General features: G+C 59.8%; 16 protein-coding genes. 10 read left to right on the forward strand and 6 right to left on the reverse strand.

Translation table 11 applies throughout. The features are described from left to right. The first annotated feature begins 392 nt into the window (after positions 1-392). The 4 genes from EL257_RS27240 to EL257_RS27255 all read left to right on the forward strand — a co-directional run bounded on the left by EL257_RS27240 (position 393) and on the right by EL257_RS27255 (position 8,457). Positions 393-1,385 carry an AraC family transcriptional regulator gene (locus tag EL257_RS27240; RefSeq protein WP_126367810.1) on the forward strand — a complete coding sequence of 331 codons (993 nt, stop codon included), beginning with the start codon at positions 393-395 and terminating at the stop codon, positions 1,383-1,385. 204 nt (positions 1,386-1,589) lie between these two features. Then, on the forward strand, positions 1,590-2,615 hold the full coding sequence (locus tag EL257_RS27245) for a histone deacetylase family protein (RefSeq protein WP_126367812.1): 1,026 nt from the start codon (positions 1,590-1,592) through the stop codon (positions 2,613-2,615). Further along, positions 2,612-3,706: a polyamine ABC transporter substrate-binding protein gene (locus tag EL257_RS27250; RefSeq protein WP_126367814.1), complete on the forward strand. Its 1,095-nt coding sequence runs from the start codon at positions 2,612-2,614 to the stop codon at positions 3,704-3,706. Before EL257_RS27245 ends, EL257_RS27250 begins: the two co-directional genes overlap by 4 nt. A gap of 143 nt (positions 3,707-3,849) precedes the next feature. Next, entirely contained in the window at positions 3,850-8,457 is a 4,608-nt protein-coding gene (locus EL257_RS27255) for a hypothetical protein (RefSeq protein WP_126367816.1), read from the forward strand. A 4-nt stretch (positions 8,458-8,461) separates the two neighbouring features. Here EL257_RS27255 and EL257_RS27260 read toward each other — a convergent pair whose 3' ends face one another. Further along, a complete protein-coding gene (locus EL257_RS27260) occupies positions 8,462-10,015 on the reverse strand; it encodes a PLP-dependent aminotransferase family protein (protein WP_126367818.1) in 1,554 nt (517 codons plus the stop codon). A gap of 92 nt (positions 10,016-10,107) precedes the next feature. On the opposite strand from EL257_RS27260, the gene EL257_RS27265 reads away from it, so the two are divergent. The 4 genes from EL257_RS27265 to EL257_RS27280 all read left to right on the forward strand — a co-directional run bounded on the left by EL257_RS27265 (position 10,108) and on the right by EL257_RS27280 (position 14,280). Further along, positions 10,108-10,731 carry an FMN-binding negative transcriptional regulator gene (locus tag EL257_RS27265; protein ID WP_126367820.1) on the forward strand — a complete coding sequence of 208 codons (624 nt, stop codon included), beginning with the start codon at positions 10,108-10,110 and terminating at the stop codon, positions 10,729-10,731. Positions 10,732-10,741: 10 nt separating this feature from the next. Beyond that, a complete protein-coding gene (locus EL257_RS27270) occupies positions 10,742-11,188 on the forward strand; it encodes a GNAT family N-acetyltransferase (RefSeq protein ID WP_126367822.1) in 447 nt (148 codons plus the stop codon). 12 nt (positions 11,189-11,200) lie between these two features. After that, a complete protein-coding gene (locus EL257_RS27275) occupies positions 11,201-11,872 on the forward strand; it encodes a GNAT family N-acetyltransferase (RefSeq protein ID WP_126367824.1) in 672 nt (223 codons plus the stop codon). Positions 11,873-12,195: 323 nt separating this feature from the next. After that, positions 12,196-14,280 carry an autotransporter outer membrane beta-barrel domain-containing protein gene (locus EL257_RS27280; RefSeq protein WP_126367826.1) on the forward strand — a complete coding sequence of 695 codons (2,085 nt, stop codon included), beginning with the start codon at positions 12,196-12,198 and terminating at the stop codon, positions 14,278-14,280. Positions 14,281-14,431: 151 nt separating this feature from the next. Here EL257_RS27280 and oadA read toward each other — a convergent pair whose 3' ends face one another. Together oadA and EL257_RS27290 are read right to left on the reverse strand one after the other, a co-directional pair. Then, complete coding sequence (oadA, locus tag EL257_RS27285; RefSeq protein WP_126367828.1) at positions 14,432-16,240, reverse strand: sodium-extruding oxaloacetate decarboxylase subunit alpha; 1,809 nt, start codon at positions 16,238-16,240, stop codon at positions 14,432-14,434. Between the two features lie 101 nt (positions 16,241-16,341). Then, positions 16,342-17,757 carry an acetyl-CoA carboxylase biotin carboxylase subunit gene (locus EL257_RS27290; protein WP_126367830.1) on the reverse strand — a complete coding sequence of 472 codons (1,416 nt, stop codon included), beginning with the start codon at positions 17,755-17,757 and terminating at the stop codon, positions 16,342-16,344. Between the two features lie 189 nt (positions 17,758-17,946). Here EL257_RS27290 and EL257_RS27295 point away from each other — a divergent pair, with 189 nt between their 5' ends. Beyond that, positions 17,947-18,909 (forward strand): LysR family transcriptional regulator, encoded by a 963-nt coding sequence (locus EL257_RS27295; protein WP_126367832.1) that lies wholly within the window; start codon positions 17,947-17,949, stop codon positions 18,907-18,909. On the opposite strand, the gene EL257_RS27300 is transcribed toward EL257_RS27295, so the two are convergent. The 3 genes from EL257_RS27300 to EL257_RS27310 all read right to left on the reverse strand — a co-directional run bounded on the left by EL257_RS27300 (position 18,851) and on the right by EL257_RS27310 (position 23,075). After that, positions 18,851-19,054, reverse strand: a complete 204-nt coding sequence (locus EL257_RS27300) for a PA3496 family putative envelope integrity protein (protein ID WP_126367834.1) — start codon at positions 19,052-19,054, stop codon at positions 18,851-18,853. The two genes, EL257_RS27295 and EL257_RS27300, sit on opposite strands and share 59 nt — an antisense overlap. A gap of 153 nt (positions 19,055-19,207) precedes the next feature. Beyond that, the gene (hexR, locus tag EL257_RS27305) at positions 19,208-20,074 is read right to left on the reverse strand and encodes a transcriptional regulator HexR (protein ID WP_007912071.1); all 867 of its coding nucleotides are present in this window, start codon (positions 20,072-20,074) and stop codon (positions 19,208-19,210) included. A gap of 127 nt (positions 20,075-20,201) precedes the next feature. Next, on the reverse strand, positions 20,202-23,075 hold the full coding sequence (locus EL257_RS27310; protein ID WP_126367836.1) for a putative bifunctional diguanylate cyclase/phosphodiesterase: 2,874 nt from the start codon (positions 23,073-23,075) through the stop codon (positions 20,202-20,204). A 257-nt stretch (positions 23,076-23,332) separates the two neighbouring features. On the opposite strand from EL257_RS27310, the gene uvrD reads away from it, so the two are divergent. Further along, positions 23,333-25,516 carry a DNA helicase II gene (gene uvrD, locus EL257_RS27315; protein ID WP_126367838.1) on the forward strand — a complete coding sequence of 728 codons (2,184 nt, stop codon included), beginning with the start codon at positions 23,333-23,335 and terminating at the stop codon, positions 25,514-25,516. Positions 25,517-25,774: the final 258 nt, after the last annotated feature.

Below are 25,774 nucleotides of genomic sequence, written 5' to 3' on the forward strand. Positions count from 1 at the left end.
ATGTCTCACGTCGGTGCATCTCGTCAATATCCCCCAATCGACCCCTCTCCCGGCGGCAGAGGGGAACTGACCGAGTTGTTTTTCGTTGTCCGTCGACCTGATAAATCGCGTCGATTGTGGATTCGGCAGAGATGTCTCACGTCGGTGCATCTCGCCAAAATCCTCCAATCGGCCCCTCTCCCAGCGGCAGAGGGGAACTGGCCGAGTTGTTTTTCGTTGTCCGTCGACCTGGTAAATCGCGTCGATTGTGGATTCGGCAGAGATGTCTCACGTCGGTGCATCTCGCCAATATCCCCCAATCGGCCCCCTCTCCCTTTGGGAGAGGGCTGGGGTGAGGGGTTTCTGCGGCATGCAACTTGCTGCATTCCAGCATCCCCAGGCTGGAAGATCCCATGCTCCACTCCCACCTCACCACCCTCAACGCCGTCTCTCTGATCATTAACACCTTCAGAGACGAAGGCTTGTCCAGCGAGGCGTTGCTGGCCGGCAGCGGCATCAGTGCGGAGGACTTGCACCGCGCCGATACGCGCATCACCACCAATCAGGAGATGCAGGTCTGTGCCAACGCAGTCGCGCTCAAGCACGACATCGGCCTCGAATTGGGCCGGCGCATGCATGTGTCCTGCTACGGCATCCTCGGTTACGCCCTGCTCACCTGTGCCACCTTCGGTGACGCTTTGCGCCTGGCAATCCGTTATCCGGCGCTGTTGGGAACACTTTTCGAACTGAGTCTGGAAGACGATGGCGAGCGCGTCTGGTTCGTCGCGGCGGACTATCGCGAGAGCCCGGCAATGGCGGTTTTCAACGCAGAGTTTTGCCTCGTGTCGCTGAAAGTGATTTGCGACGACTTGCTCGGCCATGCACTGCCATTGCTCGCCACGCGCTTCGAACACGACGCCCCGGATTACCGCAACCGCTATGCCGATCACTTCCACGCGCCGCTGCACTTCGCCGCCAAGGACAACGCGTTCGCCTTCGACCGTCGTTGGCTCGATCAGCCGCTGCCACTGGCGGACGCCATTACCCATCAAGCCATGGCCGAACGCTGCCGCAAACAGAATCTCGAATTCACCGGACGCCAGGCCTGGCTCGGACGCATCCGCCAACTGCTCAGCGCTCAACTGAACGCCGCACCAGGGCTGGAAGGATTGGCGCAACAGATGAAATGTTCGCCGCGTACCTTGCGCCGACATCTCAAGGACATGGGCAGCAGTTATCAGGAGTTGCTCGATGAGCTGCGCTTCGAGCGGGCCAAGCAGATGTTGTGCGAGGACCAATTGCCGATCTATCGAATCGCCGAGACGCTAGGCTTCAGCGAGACCGCCAGTTTCCGCCACGCGTTTGTGCGCTGGAGCGGTGTGGCGCCGAGTCAGTTCAGAGCCTGAAAATCAAAAGATCGCAGCCTTCGGCAGCTCCCACAGGGATCGATGCAGGAGCTGCCGAAGGCTGCGATCTATTGTTTCCGAGGGGCGAATTACGGTCAGAGATTTTGGCCACATCGATCCCCTTTTGGCCTCTCCTGCCGTTCTCCGATTCGCCCCGCGCCGCAACACTGGACGCAACCGAATCAGCCCTGCGGAGAACAACAAATGCTGACCATCTATTCAGACGATCACCACCTGCACCACGGCCGCTGCGAACTCATCGATGGCCAGCTCAAGCCGTGCTTCGAGATGCCATCGCGCGCCGATCATGTGCTGCAACGTGTGCAAAACCAAAACCTCGGCCCGGTCGAAGCGCCGAAGGACTTTGGCCTGGAGCCGATCGCCCGTATTCACAGCCGCGACTATCTGAAATTTTTCAAAGGTGCGTGGGATCGCTGGACCGAGTTCAACACCGACGGCGATTTGCTGCCCTACACCTGGCCAGCCCGCACCTTGCGCGCGATCAAACCGACCAGTCTGCATGGCCAGCTCGGTTATTACAGTTTTGACGGCGGCGCGCCGATCACCGCTGGCACCTGGCAAGCCGCGTATAGCGCAGCGCAAGTGGCGCTGACCGCGCAGGCTGAAATCCAGGCCGGTGCACGCAGTGCTTTCGCCCTGTGCCGGCCACCGGGACATCACGCCGCCAGCGATTTGATGGGCGGTTATTGCTACCTCAACAACGCTGCCATCGCCGCGCAGGCCTTCCTCGATCAGGGCCATAAAAAGGTCGCGATCCTCGATGTCGATTACCACCACGGCAACGGCACGCAGTCGATTTTCTACGAGCGCAGCGACGTGCTGTTCACCTCGATTCACGGCCACCCGGAAGCAGAATTTCCGTTCTTCCTCGGCTATGACGATGAGCGCGGCGACGGCGCCGGTGAAGGCTTCAACTTCAACTACCCGTTGCCGGCCGGTTCCGGTTGGGACGTGTGGAGCGCGGCGCTGGATCAGGCGTGCGACGAGATCGATCGCTATGGTGCGGACATCATCGTCGTCTCCCTCGGCGTCGACACGTTCAAGGACGACCCGATCTCACAATTCAAACTCGACAGCCCGGATTACCTGGCCATGGGCAAGCGCATTGCCGCTCTCGGCAAACCGACCCTGTTTGTCATGGAGGGCGGCTACGCCGTGGAAGAAATCGGCATCAACGCGGTGAACGTGCTGGAAGGTTTCGAACAATGAAAAAGCAACTGATCGCCTCGGCATTGTGCGCGGCCCTGCTCAGCGCCGGCGCCCATGCTGAAGAACGCACGCTGCGCGTCTACAACTGGTTCGATTACATCACCCCCAAAGCGCTGGACGACTTCAAGGCACAGAACACCCAGACCAAACTGATCTACGACATCTTCGACACCAACGAAGCACTGGAAGCCAAGTTGCTCACCGGCAATTCCGGCTATGACGTGGTGGTGCCGTCCAACGTGTTCCTTGCCAAACAGATTGAGGCGGGGGTGTTCCAGCCGCTGGATCGCAGCAAACTACCGAACTGGAATCACCTCGATCCGAAATTGATGAAGCTGATCGAAGCCAATGATCCGGGGAACAAATTTGCCGTGCCGTACATGTACGGCACCATTCTGATCGGCTTCAACCCGGCCAAGGTCAAAGCCGCGCTGGGTGACAACGCGCCAGTGGACAGCTGGGATCTGATCTTCAAGGAAGAGAACATCAGCAAACTCAAGCAGTGCGGTGTGGCGTTGCTCGACTCGCCTTCCGAGATCCTGCCGCTGGCGCTGCAGCACTTGGGTCTCGATCCCAATAGCAAGAAGCCGGCGGATTACGCCAAGGCCGAAGCGCTGCTGATGAAGATCCGCCCCTACGTGACCTACTTCCATTCGTCCAAGTACATGGCCGACATGGCCAACGGCGACATCTGCGTGGCAGTCGGTTATTCCGGCAGCTTCTCGCAAGCGGCCAACCGCGCCAAAGACGCGAAAAACGGCGTAGTGGTCGACATGCGCCTGCCCAAGGAAGGCGCGCCGATATGGTTCGACATGCTCGCCATTCCGAAGGGCGCGAAGAACCCTGAAGATGCGTATACCTTTATCAACTATCTGTTGCAGCCAGCGGTGATCGCCCCGGTCAGCGATTTTGTCGGCTATCCGAATCCGAACAAGGACGCCACCGGGCTGGTCGATCCGGCAATTCGCAACAACCCGAACCTGTATCCGACCGATGCGGCCATGAGCACGCTCTACACCCTGCAACCGCTGCCCCGTGACGCTGAACGGGCGCGGACTCGGGCGTGGACGAAGATCAAGTCCGGCACCTGAAACCGATGGCAAAAACGAGACCCGCAGACGCGGGTCTTTTTTTGCCCGCGATATTTATCTACCACCCGCAAGAACCCATGGCTGGCTAACGTCGGGCCGGTGCGAGGTGGTGGCTGTCGCCATCTCATTACCGGACGATTTCCATGACTGAAACCACCGTTGCCCCTGCGGCCGACGATTCGCCGCTGCTGCAAAAGCAAAGCCGATTGATCGACCTGACCAGTGAAGGCACCTCCTTGCGCCAAGCTGCATCGACATTGCTGCGTCAGGCGCTGCGCGAACGCCACCCGGAACAGGAGATCGATCCCGACGTCGCCAAAATCGCCACGCCGGATCCCACCGAAAGTAGTCTGTACCATTTCGAAACGCTGACCCACGCTCTGATCCGGCAAAGTTATGCCAAGACGATGGCCCGTTATCTTGAAGGCGAAAGCTTTCTGACCCTGACGACGCACGTGCAAACCGCGGTTCACCTGGCCGTCGACATGGACGACATCAACGCCCTGCTCAATGACCATTCGCCATTTCTGTTCGTTGCCTATCAACAGCAGCAACTGGACTATTGGAATGAAAACGCCGGAAGCCAACCTCGCTGGCAAATGCTCGCCGATTCGTTCCGCGCCGCCCTGAGTGTGCATCAAGTCAGCGGCTGGAATGCCGATGAATGCACGCTCGCACGGTTGATCGCGGCCAGTGCGGACAAAGCGCTGCGCCCGGTGACCAACGATGGCATGAAAGATATCCAGGCACGGCTTATCGATCTGGATCTGGTCGAGGGCGCGAGCAGCCGGCACTTGTCCATCGCCGGAGCTATCGTGTTGACCGCAACCTTGGGCGCTCGGCAATTGATCGCGATGTACACGATCTCCGCGGGATATGAATCATTTGCCTCGATGGCTGAGCTGGGTGACTCGCTGCCAGCGCGTGTTGACGTAAATCTGGACGGACGCACGCTGGAGTGGCGCCTGATCGAACCCGACGGTGACGTTTTCGATGCGGTGACCTGGGCGCTGGTGGCGAGCCAACTCGACGCCATCGCGATGCTCGACCCGGGGCGTCAACCCCTTGAGTCAGCCTCACCGGCATTGCCACAAAGAAGCAGTCTCGGCCTGCAGGACAGCGATCGCCTCGACCGCCTCGATCAGTCCATACCGCCGTGGTTGCGCACAGCTTCACTCAACGATCTGCAAGCCTATCGCGGTTATGTGCATCAACTGGCGTTACTGCGTGACGACCATGCGCAAGCTTTTCGCGAAGACGATATTCCCCTGATCAAAGCCTACGCCCAGCAACAGATGCGCGAGGCAATCATCGCCGACGTCAACGCGATCGGCGCCGCCGACCTGCCACTGGATGAGCTGCGCATCACCGTAACGGCCAGTTTCGAGGCCAGTGGGCTGGTGCTGCCCAATCCGTTTGACCAGAGCGTCGAGACCCTCGGCGAATTCGCCTTGCAGAACACGGCGCCGTATCTGGCGACGCTGGCGTTCGCGGATGACCGCGCGGTCCCGGCCTGGCTGACCGTCGACTACCTGACCACGATGGCCGAGCAGGTCAACATCGGTGAGCGCTATCCGAAGTTGATCAAGCAAACCCTGTTCGACGATCCGCAGCGGGCTGCTCAACAGAAAACCCGCTACACCGCGCAATTGCCAGTGCTCCTGCCGTTGCTGGCCCTGGAGGCCAAATTGCGCGGCCAGGGGCGGATCGAACAGCGCGGCTACAACTACGTTTGTCAGTTGATGAACTCCATCAGGGAGCAACAGCCGCTGGCCGAGCAACCCGTGACGATCCGCCCTTTGGCTTTTGTGCCACGCAATCGCCTGAGCAAGTCGGCGGATGTTATCGACAACATGTTCATCATCGGCCCGCGTGAAGGCGAAGGGCCGTGCCTGCTTTACCGGCCGGCGCTCGACGAACCATTGCTGCAGTTCGAGTCGCCGCAAAATCTGCTGTACGCCCTTTATCAACCCGGAGCCGTACGCGATTCGGTAATGGCCTGGTTCGCCAGTGAAGCCGTTGGTTTCGAATACGCCCAATACGTGTTTACCAGCGAAATCCCCTCGCCCTGGGTCATCCCTCAATTGACGTTCGAGCCGCTTATTCATCTGGATCTGGCGGGCCCCATCGATCTGGCCAACGAGCCTATGAGCGGTGACGTACTTGCCACGCTGTATGACGCGAACCGTCAGGCAATGCTCGCGCTCGCCGACCGCGAGTCGGTTTCCAATACCGAGCGCCGCTGGCGCTTGCTCGCCGACAGTGGTTGGGCGCTATTCGACGTTGCGAGCAATTTCTTCACCGGCGCGGCCGGCACCGCGGTTTGGGTGTGGCAAAGCATCGGTGGAATCCAGAAGGCTATCGACGCGAAACGCCAAGGCGATACGCTGATTGAATGGAAGTCCACGGGTGACGTGTTGCTGGCCCTGAGCATTCTCCTCTCGCAGCACATCGCGGCCAGACGCAACCATGTCACCCTGCGCTCATTCAAGGAGGTGCGCCAGCAAACGCTGGAGTCGGAGACCATCGAGCAAAGCTCTGTCGACGTGCCTGTAACGACTCCGGCCAAGAGCGTGCCGAGGGTCAAATACGACACAGTCATCATCAGCGGGGATGTTCCCGCGGAGCATGTCACTTCGCTGGAATCCGGCACGCCCTATCGCTCGGCCACTGGCGCGCGGTTCATCACTTTGATCGACAGCTTCAAGATCGGCACGCCAGAAGCTCCCGAAACGCTGGAGACCTCTGCTGTCACCCATTTGTCGACGATTGATGGCAAATCCTGCGCAAAGGTCGGGGACCGCTGGTTCGAAGTCGATGCTGCCGCCGATCCGCTGCGCATCGTCGATTCCTCCGATGCTGCCCGCAAAGGTCCGGCAGTGCGCTACGACGAAGCGTCTGGCAGCTGGCACTGGGATTTGAAACTTCGTCTGCTCGGCGGCGCACCTACCGGCCGTATTGCCCTGCTTCGTCGTCAGCGGGAACAGCGAAAAAACGCCGCCATGGCGCAGTTACAACCTTTTCTTGAGGGCGAAACCCGTCAGCAGGAAGGGGTAGTCGAGGCCCTGCGTAACCTGACGCTCAAGCCTGCGGCGGATACCGAAGACGTTTTCGAAGCGAAAACGAAAAGCTATCTGGAAAAATCCATGGCACTCGGTAACGGCTACACCCAAGCGCTCGAACAGTTGCAGATCTGGAACGAATCCGGTGGCCACGGCGTGTTCTTCGAGTCGCAGTCGATCCGCATGACCGTCGAGCAGCACAAGTGCCTCAGCGCCTGGTTGCGGGTCAAGTTGCGGCTCTATCGGCAAACCGTGCAGAAACTCATGGCGGATAAGCCGACGCAGTCGACGCTCACCAGAACCGAGCAGCTGGCTATTACGGCCCAAGCCAACACGCTAAGCGAAGAGTTGGTCGCCACCTTGCAAACCCTCGAAGATTCCCTGCAGGCACTGGCTCGCCAGGGAGGCAAAGCGGAAAAAATCGGCAGAGATCTTAAACTGTTGCTTCCAGCGTTCAGCCGGCTGAACTTGCAGGCGAACGAAATAGGCATGTCCTATGAAAAGTCGCTGCGTCCGTTACCTGAGGCTGAGCTGATTGCGCCACGTTCGGCCATTTACGCGATCACCGCCAGCGCCGCTGACGTCAGTCATGACATGATCGCCATGGGCAGTGTTCCGGTAAATGCCGCCGGCAAGTCCGATCGAGTCGAGCAACTGATTCATGCCGATGACTTGTTCACGAACATCGAGCAGATCATCACCGAACTGCCCGAGACATTTCCGGACAAATTTGATTCGAGCGTGCTGGAGCACATCAACCAACTGATAGCGCAGTTCCATGCTATTGCGCGAAAACGGCTGGCCGAAGAACTGCCGGCCGCCGAAGAAATTGTCGAGCCGCCAGCGCCGCAACCGGGGCCCTCCCGGCCTGCGGTCAAAGGCAAGATTTCAAAATCACGGCCGCGGGCCAGCTCTGCACAGAAAAAGCCTGCAGCCGCTCAGGACTCCGTCGACGACGATATTCCGCTGGTCAAACTACCGCCTGCCAAGACGCCAACTCCCGTCACACTGGTCGAAGAAAACGAGGTGGTCGCCGCCGCCATTGGCTTGAACGTGGACAGCGATGACTTCAACACCCAAACCCGCAACGATGCCAAGCGCCCCGGGCGCATTCCGGCCGACATTCGCGACATTTTCGATCAGCAGGCCGCACGGCTGGACAAGGCTGCCGATGATGTGACGCAGATTCTCAGCCGACAAAGGGCTCGCGGTGAGAGCCCGATGGCTGTTTCCAGTCTCCCTGCGGAGTTGCGCGAACGTGCAATTGAAACGCGTGCAGAAGGCATCACCACTTATGCCAGCATGCTCAAGCAGCGCAAACCGCGCGCGACTTATCTGCTATGGCTGGCGAAAAACGATCAGGTGATGATCGTCAAGGACAAGGGCGGTCGCATCCGTACCAAACAGCGCAAGGACTACTTTCAGGAGTACCGCATCCTCGACAAGGCCAATGCGGATAAAGCGCTTTGGGTCGCGCACTTCCACTACGACAGCCTCGCCGATCCCGATGCGCAGTTCACCGCGGCCCACCTGAAATTCGCCGATGACTATCTGAAAACGCTCGATTCCAAAACGCGCCAGACCATGGAAAATTTTGACGGCTTCGATAATGCCCTGCGCAGAATTGTCGATCCGCAGGTGCGCGATCTGTTCCTGCAACCGCAGCCTGCGGAAATCGCAGCCGACTGATCTTTCACGCCTTCCATGCCTGTCGCAGGCGCGCCAGGGCCGACTCGATAGCCGGCTCCGGCACCGCCGCAAATCCCAGCACCAGACCGGCGCGCTGATCGCTCGGCGTGATGGAATCCGGTAGCCAGTAATTGCTCAGGCCATTGATTTCCACATCGACGCTGTGCGCCTGCTCGATCAATTGTTGCTCGCGAGCGACACTCTCCACTGCCACCGTCAGGTGCAGCCCGGCGGCGACGGCAGGCAGGCCGGCGACGCCGGGCAACTCCGTCGGCCAGCCTTCCATCAAGGTATTGCGCCGACTCAGCGCCGCCCGACGCATGCGGCGAATGTGCCGCTGGAAGTGCCCGGCCGCCATGAACTCGGCCATCACCGCTTGCGTACTGACCTCCGAATGCCGCACATCGACCGCGCGCCGCTGGCAAAACGCATCGACCAGATTTGTCGGCAATACCAGATAGCCAAGGCGCAACGCCGGGAAAGCGATCTTGCCGAAGGTGCCGACGTACAGAACCCGCCCCTGTCGATCCAGCGCGGCCAATGGCGCCAATGGAGCGCCGCTGTAACGGTACTCGCCGTCATAGTCGTCCTCGACGATCCAGCCTTGAGTGCGCTCCGCCCAGGCCAGCAGTTCCAGACGTCTGGCGAGGCTCATCACCACGCCCGTCGGATATTGATGCGACGGCGTGACGTAGGCCACCCGGCAGTCGCTGAGCTCGGCCATTGCGCTGCAATCAATACCTTCGCTGTCCACCGCTACTCCGTGCAATCGCGCACCAGCCACAGCGAACGCATGACCCGCTGCGCGATAGCCCGGATTCTCGATCGCCACACCATCCCCAGGCTCGACCAGCAACTGTGCACAAAGGCTGATGCCTTGCTGTGCGCCACTGGTGATCACAATTTGTTCAGCCGAACACTGCATGCCCCGAGAGCTGCGCAAATAAGCAGCGATCATCCCGCGCAAACGCGCATCCCCTGCCGGATCGCCGTAACACAACTGCTGCAGATCCGATTTGCGCCAGAAAGCCGCATTCAGCTTGGCCCAGACCTCGAACGGAAACAGATCGAACGCTGGCACGCCGACGCGAAACGCCCGTGGCGGACCACTTGGCGGCTTGGCCAAATGGTTCTGTTCAAGTCGGGAAAACGTGCCACTGTGGATAACTTTGCTGGATGAAACCACAGGTAAATCCAGCCAATCTGTGGATAAGGCTGTGGGTAAGCCTATTGAAAACCCTGTGGATACTTTTGTGGATAATTTTTTCGCGGCGGGCAATGCCTGGGCCAGTTGCGCAATGTAGGTGCCATCGCCAACGCGTCCCTCGATGAAGCCTTCGGCATACAACTGATCATAGGCGCGCACCACGCTGTTTCGAGAGATCGCCAGCGCCGCCGCCAGATCACGACTGGCGGGCAATCGCGTGCCACTGGCCAGTCGCCCATCGAGCACACGCTGGCGCAACGCCTGATAAAGCTGTCGGCTCAAGCCTTGGCGGCGATCGAGCTCGATTCCGGCGGGATTGAAGGGCATGGACAACAGCGGCTCGTCAGGCATGGCAATGGACCTATGAAAATGCTCTTCAATGGCTCTTACAACAGACCAATAGCCTGCCTAGGATGCAGGCATTCGCCAAGGAAAATTTGTCCATGTACACACCACGCGCCTTTGCCATCGAAGAATTGTCTCAGTTGCACGAAGTGATCCTCGCCACCCGTCTCGCGATTCTGGTCACCCATGGCGCAGAAGGTCTGCAAGCCAGCCATGTTCCGGTGCTGCTGCACTGCGAACAAGGCGAGTACGGCACGGTGTACGGGCATCTGGCCCGCGCCAATCCGCAATGGAAGGACCTGCGGGACGGCGCCGAAGCCATGCTGATTTTCGCCGGCGCCGATGCCTACGTCAGCCCCGGCTTCTACCCAAGCAAAGCCGAACACGGCAAGGTCGTGCCGACCTGGAACTACATCGCCGTCCATGCCTATGGCCACGCCGAGACTTTCAGCGACGGCGGACGCCTGCTCGACATCGTCAGCACGCTCACCGATCGCCATGAGGCCGGTCGCGCCCAGCCGTGGTCAGTCGCCGACGCGCCGGCTGATTACATCGACGGCATGCTCAAAGCGATTGTCGGTTTCGCTATTCCCATCGACCGCCTCGAAGGCAAACGCAAGCTCAGCCAGAACCGCAGCGCCGAAGACATTGCCGGGGTGCGCGCAGGCCTCACCGCCAGCCCCGAAACCAACGACCAAACCCTCGCCCGCTTGATGCGCTAAGGAAACCAGCATGACTCAGATCGACATTCGCCAGGTCAGCGCCGCTGACCGCGCCGCGTGGCTACCGCTATGGCAGGCCTACCTGCGTTTCTACAACACCGAACTGCCGGACGCGGTGACCGACAGCACCTGGCAGCGCTTTCTCGATCCGAGCGAACCGACCCACGCGGCATTGGCGTGGGCCGATGGCGAAGCGGTGGGCATGGTCCATTACATTTATCATCGTTCGAACTGGAGCATCGAAAACTCCTGCTACCTGCAGGACTTGCTGGTGGCGGCGCAAACTCGCGGCACTGGCATCGGTCGCCTGTTGATCGAACATGTTTACGCCACCGCCAAGGCTGACGGTTGCTGCAAAGTGCATTGGCTGACCCACGAAACCAACGCCACCGCGATCCAGCTCTACGAACGCATCGCCGAACGTCCGGGCTTTATCCAGTTTCGCAAAACCCTTTAAGGAGAGGCGCTCATGACTGCTTCACTCGCTGACTGGAAAGGCGTCCCCGCGCCCACCGCGACGCTCCTCGAAGGCCGTTTCATCCGGCTGGAGCGCCTCGACCCTGCGCGCCACGCCGATGATTTGTTCGCTGCACTCGAAGGCCCCGGCGCCGACCCGAAACTTTGGGATTACTTGCCCTACGGCCCGTTCCAGGAGCGTCGCGATTTCGATGCCTGGCTGAACAACCACGCGGCTGCAAGCGACCCGTATTTTTTCAGTGTCGTTGATCGCGTCAGCGGCCAGGTGCAGGGCATCCTCAGCCTGATGTCGATTGTCCCGGCTCAGGGCCGTATCGAAATCGGCCACGTCACATTTGGCGCGCCGATGCAGCGCTCGCCGAAAAGCACCGAAGCGGTTTACCTGCTGGTCAAGTATTCGTTCGAACTGGGTTACCGACGCCTGGAGTGGAAGTGCAATAACGGCAATGGCCGCTCCAAATATGCAGCCGAACGTTTGGGTTTCACCTTTGAAGGCGTGTTTCGTCAGCACATGGTGGTCAAAGGGCAGAACCGTGATACCGCGTGGTATTCGATTCTCGACTCCGAGTGGCCGGAGATTGGTGCCGGGTTCGAGCGCTGGTTGAGCGAGGAAAACCAGACGCCTGACGGCCAACTCAAAGGTTTGGTCGACTGCCGTAGCTGATCGGTAAAAACGAAAAGATCGCCGAATGCGTTCCTGCAGGAGCTACCGAATGCTCGGGCCGCGTTCGGACGATCTTTTGATTTGGTTGGGATGCAAACGGCGCGTGGCTTGGAGTCCTGAAGGCACGCTGCGCAATCGGCGGCATCCGTGTTGGTCGTAGGAAAAAGCATCGCCTGGATCAAGCAAAAGCGTTCCTTCCGCCCATAGCGTGAGTTTTCTACACCACGCTCCGATTTCGCCTGCGAATCTGCGGGAAGCGGCCGACATCGGAATTTTCGCCATCTCAATAGAGTTGGGCCTTCTACTAACAGAGGCCCGACTTGATGCCCATTCAACCTACGCACCCACGCAAACAACTCGCTCTGGCCATCGCGCTGACCCTTGGTTGCGCGCCGTTCACCTATGCGCAACAGGCGTCCGATGCAGTGCCGGCGACTCACCACTTGATCGAGATGCTGGACAACTTCAAAAACATTCCTGACCTGGTGAAGACCCCCGTCAAGACCAAGGACCAGCCACTTCAGCTCACTGATCAGGATGATCTGGTCATCGTTTCAAGCCGGGGCAGCTTCGCCGGGCCAGCGGACGGCGCGGGCGGCATCAACGTCATTCAGCTGGAAGCAGCGAAGAAAGGCACCTTGGGGGAGACCCGTAATTTCGCGGGACTGGAAGTCAGGCAAGGCGACTGGACCCGCAGTGGCGAAAGCGATTTCGAACTCGGCGTGCTGATCCGGCCGAAAGCCTCACTGATCAATGAAGGGGTGATTAAAGGCAGCGCGCTCGCACAGGGTGTTCTCATAAACAAAAATGCGATCGCAGGTGATGCCGTTGTGTTTGCCGGCGGCGATCTGACCAACCTCGGATTGATCGGCGGCAACGTTACCGTTCACGAGACTGGACACTTCGCGGGTCGCGGCGTGACAGGTGATCTGAACTTGCAAGGGAAACTGTCGGTGGATCAGGTCTACGGCGCACCGGTCATCAACGGAGACCTCAATCTGACGCGATCGGCGACGCTGGCTTACGAGGTCGATGCCGGCGGTAAAAGCCCGACCATTGTAGTCAACGGCACAGCACGCCTGGGCGATTCGACCCTGACGTTGGTGACTGCCGGCGAGTATCCACAAACAAGCCAACACACGATTCTGACCGCGGAAAAAGTCGAAGGTGAATTCGCCAAGGTCGAAAACAAACTGGCGTTCATGACTCCCGAACTTCAGTACGAAGAAAAGTACGTCGGGCTGACTTACACCCGCAACCAGGTTGAGCTGGAAGACGTTGTCACGACAGATAACGCTCGCGCGGTTGCCAGAAGCATCGAGGAACCATCCGCGCTTGCTGCGCCGAGCACGCAAACGCCGGCCGTCGCAAACGCAGCGGTCGTCGCGTTGCTCGCCAGCGATAAATCCACCGCACCGATCGCCATCGAACAACTCGCCGCCGGCAGCAACGCCAACCTCGCCAAGGCCACCTTGAGCAGCGTCACCCCGGTAAGTGCGAGCATGCTCTCGGCCATGCGCCAACTGGATCGCTCCGGCCCGACTTACGGTTCGGGCAACGCACCTCGGCGTGCCGCCGGCGAAGCGAATTCAGGTCGAGTGTGGATTCAAGGACTTGGCCATGGCGGCAAGGTCGACCGTGACTTCGACAGCACTCTGAAGCATTCCACTCAAGGCTTGGTCATGGGTGCCGACTGGCGTCTGGGTGAGCAATGGCATGTCGGCCTGATCGGCGGCAAATCCCAGACATCGCTCGATGCCCGTCAGTATGGTGGCGATCTCGACAGCTGGCATCTCGGCGCGTATGCGGTGCGTCAGGACGGGCCGCTGGCGCTGCGTTTCGGTGCCACTTACGGCAGCCATGAAGGCAGCAGTAAACGTCGGGTCGCCTTTAACGGATTCAGCGATCGCCTCAAAGGGAATTACGACGCCAATACCCAGCAGGCACTTGCCGAATTGGGCTTCAACCTGGGCCGCAACAACGTAACCCTCGAACCGTTTGCCAGCCTCGGCTATCAACGTTATCAGCGCGACAGCTATACCGAGAAAGGCGGCGACGCAGCGCTGAAAGTCTTCGGTCAAACCCGTGACAACCTCAGCAGCACCTTTGGTTTTCGCGCCGCGAAAACCGGTCGCCTGGACAACGGCATGAGCCTCACGCCGCGATTCAGTGCAGGCTGGAAACACCTGTACGGCGAGCTCGACGGCGACACCAATCAGCAATTGGTCAAGGGCGGGAAACGTTACACGGTGACGGGTGCCGAGCTGGATCGAAACAGTCTGGCGGTGGATGCTGGCCTGGATCTCGGCTTATCGAGCCACCACTCACTCGGGGTTGGCCTCACCGGTGAATTCGGCACCGAAAGCCGCAATCACGGCGTCATGGGCCAATGGCGCATGGCGTTCTAACCAACGCCTTTGGCAGGAGCTGCCGCAGGCTGCGATCCTTTGTCTTTGTACAAGATCGCAGCCTGCGGCAGCTCCTACAGGGACAAAAAAACGCAAAAAAAGGGGAGCACATGCCCCCCCGAGGTTAAAACGTTTTATCGCGGCCGTTATCTCAGCCTTCGATCTCGATCAGAACCTCGCCCGGATTGACTCGATCGCCCTTGGCCACATGAATCGCGGTGACCTTGCCGGCAATTGCCGCCTGGACTTCGGTTTCCATCTTCATCGCTTCGGTGATCAGTACAGCCTGGCCAGCCTTGACGGTGTCGCCCTCCTTGACCAGCACATCGACGATGTTGCCCGGCATGGTGGTGCTGACGTGGCCCGGCGCCGACGCTTGCTTGCGTTTGCTGCTGCCACCACCGACAAATTCATTGAGCGGTTCGAACACCACTTCTTCCGGCATGCCATCGATGGACAAGTAGAAGTGACGCTTGCCTTCGGCCTTGACGCCGACACCGGTGATGTCGACGCGGTAGGTCTCGCCGTGCACATCGATGACGAACTCGGTCGGCACGCCTTCACCGCCCGCCGACGCAACGGCGCCTGCTTCCGGGATCGGCAGCAACACTTCCGGCGTCAGGGTGCCCGCAGCACGCTCTTCGAGGAATTTGCGGCCAATGTCCGGGAACATGGCGAAGGTCAGCACGTCTTCTTCGGATTTGGCCAGTGCGCCGATGTCGGCACGCAGTTTGGTCATTTCCGCCTTGAGCAGATCGGCCGGGCGCACGTCGATGACGTCTTCGCTGCCGATTGCCTGACGGCGCAGTTTTTCATTCACCACACCCGGCGCTTTGCCGTAGCCGCCTTGCAGATAGAGCTTCACTTCGTTGGTGATGGTCTTGTAACGCTCGCCGGCCAGCACGTTGAAAAATGCCTGGGTGCCGACGATCTGCGAAGTCGGCGTCACCAGCGGCGGGAAGCCGAGGTCTTCACGCACACGCGGGATTTCCGCGAGCACTTCGCTCATGCGGTTGAGCGCGCCCTGCTCTTTCAACTGGTTGGCGAGGTTAGAGATCATCCCGCCCGGCACCTGGTTGACTTGCACGCGGGTGTCGACCGCGGTGAATTCGCTTTCGAACTGATGGTACTTCTTGCGCACCGCGTAGAAGTACAGGCCAATTTCCTGAAGCAATTCGAGATTCAGGCCGGTGTCGTATTCGGTGCCTTTCAGTGCGGCGACCATCGACTCGGTGCCCGGATGGCTGGTGCCCGAGGCGAAGCTGGAGATGGCAGTGTCGATGTGGTCAGCACCGTTTTCGATTGCCTTGAGCTGACACATGGTCGCCAGGCCAGCGGTGTCGTGGGAATGGATAAATACCGGCAGCGACTGCTCGGCCTTCAACGCGCGCACCAGTTCACCAGTGGCGTAAGGGGTCAGCAGACCGGCCATATCCTTGATCGCCACCGAGTCGCAACCCATGGCTTCCATTTGCTTGGCCTGGGTGACGAAGGCATCGATGGTGTGCACCGGGCTGGTGGTGTAGGCGATGGTGCCTTGTGCATGTTTGCCCGCTGCCTTCACTGCTTCGATGGCTACGCGCAGGTTACGCACGTCGTTCATCGCGTCGAAGATGCGGAACACGTCGATGCCGTTCACCGCTGCCTTGGCGACGAACGCTTTGACCACATCGTCGCTGTAATGGCGGTAGCCGAGCAGGTTCTGCCCGCGCAGCAACATCTGCAGACGCGTGTTAGGCAGCGCCGCGCGCAATTGGCGCAGGCGCTCCCACGGATCTTCCTTGAGGAAGCGCACGCAGGCGTCAAACGTCGCACCGCCCCAGCATTCCAGCGACCAATAGCCGACTTTGTCGAGCTTGTCGCAGATCGGCAGCATGTCTTCGGTGCGCATGCGAGTGGCGAGCAGCGATTGGTGAGCGTCGCGCAGGATGGTGTCGGTAACGAAGATCTTCTTAGTCATTGGTATCTCCTCATAGCGGCAAGCTTCAAGTTACGAGCTGCAAGAAAAAGCCAATCTGCTTTTACTTGCCGCTTGCAGCTAAAAGCTCGCAGCTGTTTCATTCATAGGCCTGCGTGGGCGGCGATGGCGGCGGCGATGGCCAGGGCCAGCTCTTCGGGTTTGCGCTTGATCGAGTAATTGGTCAGTTCAGGGTGGCTTTCAACGAAGCTGGTATTGAACTGACCGCTGCGGAATTCCGGGTTGCGCAGGATTTCCTGGTAGTACGCGGCAGTGGTTTTCACGCCTTGCAGACGCATGTCGTCGAGGGCGCGCAGGCCACGGTCCATCGCCTCTTCCCAAGTCAGCGCCCAGACCACCAGCTTCAGGCACATCGAGTCGTAGAACGGCGGGATGGTGTAGCCGGTGTAGATCGCTGTGTCGGTGCGCACGCCCGGGCCACCGGGAGCGTAGTAACGGGTGATCTTGCCGAAGCTCGGCAGAAAATTGTTCTTCGGGTCTTCGGCATTGATGCGGAACTGCAACGCGAAACCACGGTGCTGAATGTCTTCCTGTTTCACCGACAGCGGCAGGCCGGAGGCGATGCGAATCTGTTCGCGGACGATGTCGATCCCGGTGATTTCTTCGGTGATGGTGTGTTCCACCTGCACCCGGGTGTTCATCTCCATGAAGTACACCTCGCCTTCGGCGAGCAGAAACTCCACGGTGCCAGCGTTCTCGTAACCCACGGCTTTGGCTGCACGCACGGACAGGTCGCCAATGTAGGCGCGCTGTTCCGGGGTCAGTTGCGGGCTCGGGGCGATTTCGATCAGCTTCTGGTTGCGACGCTGAATCGAGCAGTCACGCTCAAACAGGTGCACGACGTTGCCAAAACTGTCGCCGAGAATCTGCGCTTCGATGTGCTTGGGATTGACAATGCATTTTTCCAAAAACACTTCCGCCGAACCGAACGCCTTGGTGGCTTCGGAAATCACCCGAGGGAAATTCTGTTCGAGTTCTTCGCGGCTGTTGCAGCGCCGAATGCCGCGACCACCACCCCCGGAAGTTGCCTTGAGCATCACCGGATAGCCGATACGGTCGCCTTCTGCCAAGGCTTCTTCGATGTCGGCGACATTGCCTTCGGTGCCCGGCGTCACCGGTACGCCAGCCTTGATCATGCTACGGCGCGCTTCGGTCTTGTCGCCCATGCGCCGGATGACTTCCGCCGATGGGCCAATGAACTTGATCCCGCGCTCGGCGCAGATCTCGGCCAGTTCGGCGTTTTCCGAAAGGAAACCGTAACCGGGGTGCAGTGCGTCGCATCCGGTTTCCACGGCCAGATTCACCAGCTTGCGCGGGTTCAGGTAACCGGCCAGGGGCTCGGCACCGATACTGTGGGCCTCGTCCGCACGCTTCACATGCAAGGCATGGCGGTCGGCGTCGGAAAAAATCGCAACCGAGCGAATGCCCATTTCGGCGCAGGCCCGCACGATTCGTACGGCAATCTCACCACGGTTGGCGATCAGGATCTTTGTTATCACTTGGAGGTTCCCTTGAGCCGGTGGCACCACGACCTGTCATTGCCAGGTCGACGCGTGACCAAATGTTTCAATTTGGTCGCAGGGCAACACTAGCGCTCATGAGGGATTAACAAAAATGAATAAAAATTGGGTCAGGCATAAGCAAAGACTTATAGTTGAGACATCCACCGCGCGAAGAGCCCGAATAAAATGCGTAAGTCCTTGATGCGTATGACATTGCGTCAGTTGCAGATCTTCAACGAGGTGTGCGATCTGCGCTCATACAGCCGCGCCGCAGAGGAAATGTCCCTGACACAGCCGGCCGTCAGCTTGCAGATTCGCCAGCTCGAAGAGCTGATCGGCCAGCCATTATTCGATTACGTCGGCAAAAAACTCTACATGACCGAAGCCGCTGAGGCACTTCAGCGCGCCAGTCGGGACATATTCGGGCGACTGGAAAACCTCGATATGCAGCTTTCGGACATGCAAGGTTCGCTGCAAGGCCAACTCAAACTGGCGATCGAGTCCAGCGCCAAATATTTCGTTCCGCATCTGTTCGCTGCGTTCAAGCGCCAACATCCGGAAGTGAATCTGCAACTGACGGTGGTCAACCGCGGCCAGGTCATTCGACGGCTTTCCGATAACCGCGACGATCTGGTGATCATGTCGATGGTGCCGCAGGACATGGGCCTGGAATTCCTGCCGTTCCTGAATAACCCGATCGTGGCGGTGGCGCGCCCGGATCATCCGCTCGCGCATATGGGCCCATTGCGCTTGCAGGATCTGGAACCTTACACGCTGCTGATTCGCGAGCCGGGATCAGGTACGCGAATGGCCTGCGAGGAATATTTCAAAGAGAAGCGCGTGCATTTCACCCAGACTCAGGAAGTGGCCTCCGCCGAAGCCCAACGCGAATGCGTGCTGGCGGGTCTGGGCCTGGCGCTGTTGACGCGCCACGCCCTGAACCTGGAGCTGGCGACCGGCGGACTTGTCGAGCTGCCGGTCGAGGAATTGCCGCTGTTCCGTAGCTGGTGCCTGGTGCAAGCCAAAGCCAAACGCTTGTCACCGGTGGCGCACGCCTTCCTGGCGTTTATCCGCAGCGAGCGCGTGCAGATCAGCGCGCTGGTTGAGCGCTTCGACGGGAAGCTGCGGGCGCTGCCTGCCAGTGAGTGATATCGGCAAAGTCACCGATTTCAGCTTGAAGCTGGCGAAGCTCGAAGCGATCTTCGATAGCGCGGCGAAATCCCATGCGGCGCTGATCTTCCTGCTGACGGCGGGTTTTCGCGGCGCTGTTGCGTTCTTCGTAAGGCTGAGCCATTTCGAGTCTCCCAAGGCGATGACGGGAGTTTCACGATAGGCGTGGGGGATGACGGTTTGATGAAAGTTGTCGGCAAAAAAGCAAAAGATCGCAGCCTCTGGCAGCTCCTACATTGACTGTGTAGGAGCTGCCGCAGGCTGCGATCTTTTGATCTTAGTCATCCAGAGCTTTGGCAGCCTTGGGCGACAGGCGCAGGCTACGCAAACTGCGCTTCACGCTCTTCAGGTGATTAACCAGACTCGGCCCACGCGCCATCGCCACGCCCATCGCCAACACATCAATCACCACCAGATGCGCAATGCGCGAGGTCAGCGGCGTATAGATTTCAGTGTCTTCATGCACATCGATCGCCAGATTGACGGTCGACAGCTCAGCCAACGGTGTCTGGCTCGGGCACAGCGTGATCAACGACGCCCCGCTCTCACGCACCAGATTCGCAGTGATCAGCAAGTCCTTGGAGCGCCCCGACTGGGAAATACAGATGGCTACGTCGGTAGGCTTCAACGTCACCGCCGACATTGCCTGCATGTGCGGATCGGAGTATGCCGCCGCAGTCAGCAATAAACGGAAGAACTTGTGCTGCGCATCCGCGGCCACCGCGCCAGAGGCACCGAAACCGTAGAACTCGACACGCTGCGCCTGCGACATCAGCGTCACCGCGCGCTGCAACTCGACCGGATCGAGTTTCTCGCGAACCTCCATCAGGGTGTGCAACGTGGTGTCGAAAATCTTCAGGCTGTAATCGGCGACCGAGTCGTCTTCGTGGATCGCGAACTGGCCAAAACTGGCACCGGCGGCCAGGCTTTGCGCCAGTTTGAGTTTCAGATCCTGAAACCCGGAACAGCCGATCGCGCGACAGAAACGCACGATGGTCGGCTCGCTGATGCCGACACTGTGGGCCAGATCGGCCATGGAACTGTGCATCACCGCCGCAGGGTCAAGCAGCACGTGGTCGGCGACCTTGAGCTCCGACTTGCGTAACAGGTGACGTGACTGGGCAATGTGTTGCAGCAGATTCAAGGGGCTGGACTCTTCTTGTGGGCGAGGATGTAGCAAGCTTGTAGTTATACTACATGAATGGGCATTTTGCCTGCTCAATGCGTAACTCGATGTCCCCATAACCGGGACCGTAAAGTCCATGTAGCCCTTAAAGCGGATTTGTCTGCTCGCGCAAAACCCCGGCCAGAGCGCTCGCTTCTATCGGCCGACTGATCAGATAGCCTTGCACTTCATCGCAACGCTCGACGCGCAGGAATTCCAGCTGATCCTGGCGCTCAACACCCTCCGCCACGACTTTCAATGACAGCCCATGGGCCATGGCGATGATCGCCCGCGTGATCGCCGCGTCCGCGCTGCCCTCGCTCAAACCACGAATGAATGCCTGATCGATCTTCACGTAATCCACCGGAATGCGCTTGAGGTAACTCAACGAGGAATAGCCGGTGCCGAAATCATCGATGGCCAGTTTCACCCCCAGATCGCGCAGTTGCTGGAAGGTCGCGATGATGTGTTCAACGCTGTCGAGCAACTGGCTCTCGGTCAGCTCAAGCTCAAGATAATGCGGCGCGAGTCCGGTTTCTTCCAGCACCTGCCGCACCAGACTGACCAGTTTTCCCTGACGCAGTTGATGTACCGACAGGTTCACCGAAACGCGGATCGGCGCCAGCCCCTGCCGTTGCCATTCGCACGCTTGCCAGCACGCCTGACGCAGGACGAATTCACCGATCGGGCCGATCAGCCCGGTCTCTTCAGCCAGCCCGATGAAGTCGCTTGGCGGCACCTGCCCCATGGTCGGGTGATCCCAGCGCACCAATGCCTCTGCGGCATTCAGCCGACCGGTTTGCAGGCACAGTTTCGGCTGGTAGAACACCTTGAGCTGCTTGTCTTCGATGGCTTTGCGCAGCTGGTTTTCCAGCTGCAAACGTTCAAGGGTGCTGGCCTGCAAGCTCTCGGTGTAGAACTGGAAATTGTTGCCGCCCAGATGCTTGGCGTGTTGCATGGCCATGTTCGACTGGCTGATCAGCGCGGCAATTTCCCGGGCGTTGTCCGGCAACAGGCTGATGCCCATCGAGGCACTGACCACCAGTTCGTGCCCGTCGACCGTCAACGGCAAGCGCAGCTTCGCCGACAAGCGCGTGGCGACGCGCGCCAGACTCGACAGATTGCCGTATGCATCGAACAGCACAGCAAATTCATCGCCAGACAAACGCGCGATGGTGTCGGCTTCCGGCAAGGCGTTCACCAGCCGGCGAGCCATCTTCTGCAGCAACTGGTCAGCGACTTCGTGGCCGAGACTGTCGTTGAGCAACTTGAAGCGATCCAGATTGATGTGCAGCAGCGCCAGGCTGCGCCGCCCGCCCTGCCTTACCCGTTGATGCGCTTCGTGCAGGCGCTCGCGAAACAGCGAGCGATTGGCCAGCCCGGTGAGTTCGTCATAGTGCGTCAGGTAGCGCATGCGCTCTTCGGATTCGCGGCGCGCTGACAGATCGGCGAAGAAGCCCACGATATGGCTGACATTTCCCCGATTATCGCGCACCGCGTTGAGCTGCAGCCACTGCGGATACAGCTCGCCGTTCTTGCGGGTTTCCACCAATTCGCCTTGCCAGGTGCCGTGTTGCTGCAGTGCCTGGCGGATGGCAACGTAATGGCGGCGCGCATCCCGGCTGCACGGCAGCTCGACGACATTGCGCCCGAGCATGTCGTCGATGTCATAGCCGGTCACGCGGCTGAACGCTTGGTTGATCGCGATGAGCGCGTAGTCCGGGTCAAGAATCACGATGCCTTCGCTGGCCGCTTCGAACACCGTGGCTGCCAGACGCTGCTGCTCTTCCACGTTCTTGCTGGCGCTGATATCGCGACGGGTGCCGACCATGCGGATCACCCGGCCGCTGTCGCTGCGCTCCACGGCACGACCACGGTCTTCGATCCAGACCCAGTGTCCGTCGCCATGGCGCAGGCGGTATTCGACCTGATAATCCTCCGTGCGCCCCTTCAGGTGCTCGACCAGGGCAAACTTGAGTGACGGCACGTCTTCGGGATGCAGCCGCGGTGTAAGGTCGCGCAGCAGCGCCGTGACGTACTCCGGCGCGAGGCCGAACAGCTCCTGAATCTGCGTATGGTGAACTTCGTCAGTCTGCAGATTCCAGTCCCACAGCCCCAATTCACTGGCCTTCAAGGCCAGCGCCAGGCGCGCTTCGCTTTTGCTCAAGGCCTGACTGGCAGCGTCCAGCTCACGGCTGCGCTGGGCGACACGATCTTCGAGCTCGATCTGCGCTTCGCGCAGCTTTCCTTCGGCGCAGCGCCGCTGTTCGATTTCCTTGGCCAGTGCCTGATTGAGCAGCTCACCGCGCGCCTGGGTCTGCTGCAAATGCTCGATCAAATGCTGATTCTGAAAGCGCCGCAGCAAGCCGCGATCAATCAGTCGATTGACCTGCCAGGCGACCACGCTCAACGACCCCAATAAAATCAGCCCGAGCCAGCCCCAGCCGCGCGCCAGTTCATCACCGCCCCAGAACAGGTAGCCGATCGCGGGTAGCAGACAGGGCAATGTGAATGACAGAAATGCCGGCAGGCTTACCGCATAGGCAACGCTCGCCGATAAGGTCGCGGCGCCGATCAGGCCAAACACCCAGGCTTGTTGAATGAAATTATCGGCGGGCACCAGCGCGATACCGGCGCCGGCGAGGGTCAGACCGGTCATCGTCGACCCCAGCAGAAACATCTGCCGCCAGATCGGCTGGGCCTGGCGATCGGGGATCGCCGAATCGAACGCGGCCACCTGAATCACCCGCAACGCGACCAGTGAAAGCAACCACACCAGCCAGACGCTGACCACGAAATATCGCTGCGGACTCCAGAGCAAACCGGCGCAGACCAGACCATTGATCAACATGAACAGGGTGGGCAACAGCGAGCCTTGATAAAGCAGCCGCGTGCGCTCGACCGCCATCTCGACGGCGTAGTGTTTGCGGATAACCCGGGGATCCACGGAGGGGCCCGACAGTTCGGCGCTGAGGGTCATGGGCAACGTTCTTGTTCTTATAAGGAGGGCGTGCGCCCGAAACGTGCACGGAGCATACACAAGCCGATCCCGATGCCAAACTGCTGCAGATCAGATTTCCAGCGATAATTTCCACTGCTTCGGCATCGTCCCGCCCCCACAAGCGAGACGGGCCGAAGCCTGCAGCCAGTGACCGACCGGTCGTCATCGACAACACTTTCATCGGCTAATGCAACGCACGGTTTGCCCGGGCCTGCGGCGCACCCTAGAATGCTGCGATGCGCGATGATCTCTCCCTTCTGCTGAACTCCCTCAACGATGCCCAACGCCAGGCTGTAGCAGCCCCCGTTGGCCGTCAGTTGGTCCTGGCCGGCGCCGGTTCCGGTAAAACCCGAGTGCTGGTGCACCGTATCGCCTGGTTGATCCAGGTCGAAAACGCCTCGCCCCACTCCATTCTGTCGGTGACCTTCACCAACAAGGCCGCTGCCGAGATGCGTCATCGCATCGAGCAGTTGCTGGGTATCAACCCGGCCGGCATGTGGGTCGGCACCTTCCACGGCCTCGCACACCGCTTGTTGCGCGCGCACTGGCAGGAAGCGGGCCTGAGCCAGACTTTCCAGATTCTCGACAGCGACGACCAGCAACGGCTGGTCAAGCGGGTGATCCGCGAGCTGGGGCTGGACGAGCAACGCTGGCCGGCGCGTCAGGCGCAATGGTTCATCAACGGGCAAAAAGACGAAGGTCTGCGTCCGCAACACATTCAAGCCAGTGGCGACCTGTTCCTGGCCACCATGCGCGGTATCTACGAGGCTTACGAGGCGGCGTGCCTGCGTGCCGGCGTGATCGATTTCTCCGAACTGCTGCTGCGCGCTCTCGATCTGTGGCGCGATCACCCGGGCCTGCTGGCGCATTATCAGAAACGCTTCCGGCATATTCTGGTCGACGAGTTCCAGGACACCAACGCCGTGCAGTACGCCTGGTTGCGTCTGCTCGGCAAGGGCGGCGACAGCCTGATGGTGGTCGGCGACGACGACCAGTCGATTTACGGCTGGCGCGGCGCGAAGATCGAGAATATCCATCAGTACTCCTCGGACTTCCCGGACTCCGAGACGATTCGTCTGGAGCAGAATTACCGCTCCACCGCCGGCATTCTCAAGGCTGCCAACGCCCTGATCGCCAACAATACCGGGCGTCTCGGCAAAGAGTTGTGGACTGATGGCGGCGACGGCGAAGCGATCAATCTGTACGCCGCGTTCAACGAACATGATGAAGCACGCTACGTTGTCGAAACCATCGAAAGCGCGCTGAAAACCGGCTTGGCCCGCAGCGATATCGCAATTCTGTACCGCTCCAACGCCCAATCGCGCGTGTTGGAGGAGGCTTTGCTGCGCGAGCGCATCCCATACCGCATCTACGGTGGTCAGCGCTTCTTCGAACGCGCGGAAATCAAGAACGCCATGGCTTACCTGCGTCTGCTCGAAGGTCGCGGCAACGACGCGGCGCTGGAGCGGGTGATCAATGTTCCGGCGCGCGGTATCGGCGAGAAAACCGTCGAGGCGATTCGCGAACACGCGCGCCACAGCGATGTGTCGATGTGGGAGGCGATGCGCCAACTGGTCGCCAATAAAGGCCTGACCGGTCGCGCGGCCGGGGCGCTCGGTGCGTTTATCGAGCTGATCGAAAACCTTGCCGCCAAGTGCGCCGAAATGCCGCTGCATCTGATGACCCAAACCGTCATCGAGCAATCCGGCCTCATCGCATATCACGAAGCGGAAAAAGGCGAAAAAGGCCAGGCCCGCGTAGAAAACCTTGAAGAACTGGTCAGCGCTGCGCGCAACTTCGAGAACACCGAAGACGACGAAGAGCTGACGCCGTTGGCAGCGTTCCTCGGCCATGCTTCGCTGGAGGCGGGTGATACGCAGGCTGACGAACACGAAGACAGTATTCAACTGATGACGCTGCACAGCGCCAAGGGTCTGGAATTCCCGTACGTGTTTCTCGTGGGCATGGAAGAAGGCCTGTTCCCGCACAAGATGAGCCTGGAAGAGCCGGGGCGTCTTGAGGAGGAACGGCGCCTGGCTTACGTCGGCATTACGCGGGCGATGCAGAATCTGGTGATGACCTACGCGGAGACTCGCCGTCTCTACGGCAGCGAAACCTACAACAAGGTCTCGCGTTTCGTTCGCGAAGTGCCGAAAGGCCTGATCCAGGAAGTGCGCCTGTCGAACAGCGTCAGCCGACCATTCGGCGGCAATCAGTCGATGAGCGGCAGCAATCTGTTCAGCGGCAGCGAGATTCCGGAGACCGGTTTGGTGCTGGGTCAGGCTGTACGCCATTCGATCTTCGGCGAGGGCGTGATTCTCAACTTCGAAGGCTCCGGCGCCCAGGCTCGAGTGCAGGTGAACTTCGGCGAAGGCAGCAAATGGCTGATGCTCGGCTACGCCAAGCTGGAAGCCATCTAAAGCCCAACGCAGAACCCATGTGGGAGCGAGCCTGCTCGCGAAAGCGGTGTGTCATCAAGCATTCAGTTGTCTGACACGCCGCCATCGCGAGCAGGCTCGCTCCCACAGGTTGTCCGGCGCATAGAGCAACTATCCGTCTGAACCTATCGCCTTTTCCTACAGACAAAAGTACATCGGCTGATTGCCTTACCAAGCTGAACGCAACCTGTCAGGCAAAAGCCCGAAACACTCTCTCGCTAGCCAGTAACACTTCAGCTG

Origin of the sequence: Pseudomonas fluorescens, from assembly GCF_900636825.1 — a bacterium.
GTDB lineage: Bacteria > Pseudomonadota > Gammaproteobacteria > Pseudomonadales > Pseudomonadaceae > Aquipseudomonas > Aquipseudomonas fluorescens_BG.

Coding starts and splice junctions, on each gene's coding strand:
- EL257_RS27240 (WP_126367810.1), top strand. CDS start 393: ATGCTCCACTCCCACCTCACCACCCTCAACGCCGTCTCTCTGATCATT.
- EL257_RS27245 (WP_126367812.1), top strand. CDS start 1,590: ATGCTGACCATCTATTCAGACGATCACCACCTGCACCACGGCCGCTGC.
- EL257_RS27250 (WP_126367814.1), top strand. CDS start 2,612: ATGAAAAAGCAACTGATCGCCTCGGCATTGTGCGCGGCCCTGCTCAGC.
- EL257_RS27255 (WP_126367816.1), top strand. CDS start 3,850: ATGACTGAAACCACCGTTGCCCCTGCGGCCGACGATTCGCCGCTGCTG.
- EL257_RS27260 (WP_126367818.1), bottom strand. CDS start 10,015: ATGCCTGACGAGCCGCTGTTGTCCATGCCCTTCAATCCCGCCGGAATC.
- EL257_RS27265 (WP_126367820.1), top strand. CDS start 10,108: ATGTACACACCACGCGCCTTTGCCATCGAAGAATTGTCTCAGTTGCAC.
- EL257_RS27270 (WP_126367822.1), top strand. CDS start 10,742: ATGACTCAGATCGACATTCGCCAGGTCAGCGCCGCTGACCGCGCCGCG.
- EL257_RS27275 (WP_126367824.1), top strand. CDS start 11,201: ATGACTGCTTCACTCGCTGACTGGAAAGGCGTCCCCGCGCCCACCGCG.
- EL257_RS27280 (WP_126367826.1), top strand. CDS start 12,196: ATGCCCATTCAACCTACGCACCCACGCAAACAACTCGCTCTGGCCATC.
- oadA (WP_126367828.1), bottom strand. CDS start 16,240: ATGACTAAGAAGATCTTCGTTACCGACACCATCCTGCGCGACGCTCAC.
- EL257_RS27295 (WP_126367832.1), top strand. CDS start 17,947: ATGCGTAAGTCCTTGATGCGTATGACATTGCGTCAGTTGCAGATCTTC.
- EL257_RS27300 (WP_126367834.1), bottom strand. CDS start 19,054: ATGGCTCAGCCTTACGAAGAACGCAACAGCGCCGCGAAAACCCGCCGT.
- EL257_RS27310 (WP_126367836.1), bottom strand. CDS start 23,075: ATGACCCTCAGCGCCGAACTGTCGGGCCCCTCCGTGGATCCCCGGGTT.
- uvrD (WP_126367838.1), top strand. CDS start 23,333: ATGCGCGATGATCTCTCCCTTCTGCTGAACTCCCTCAACGATGCCCAA.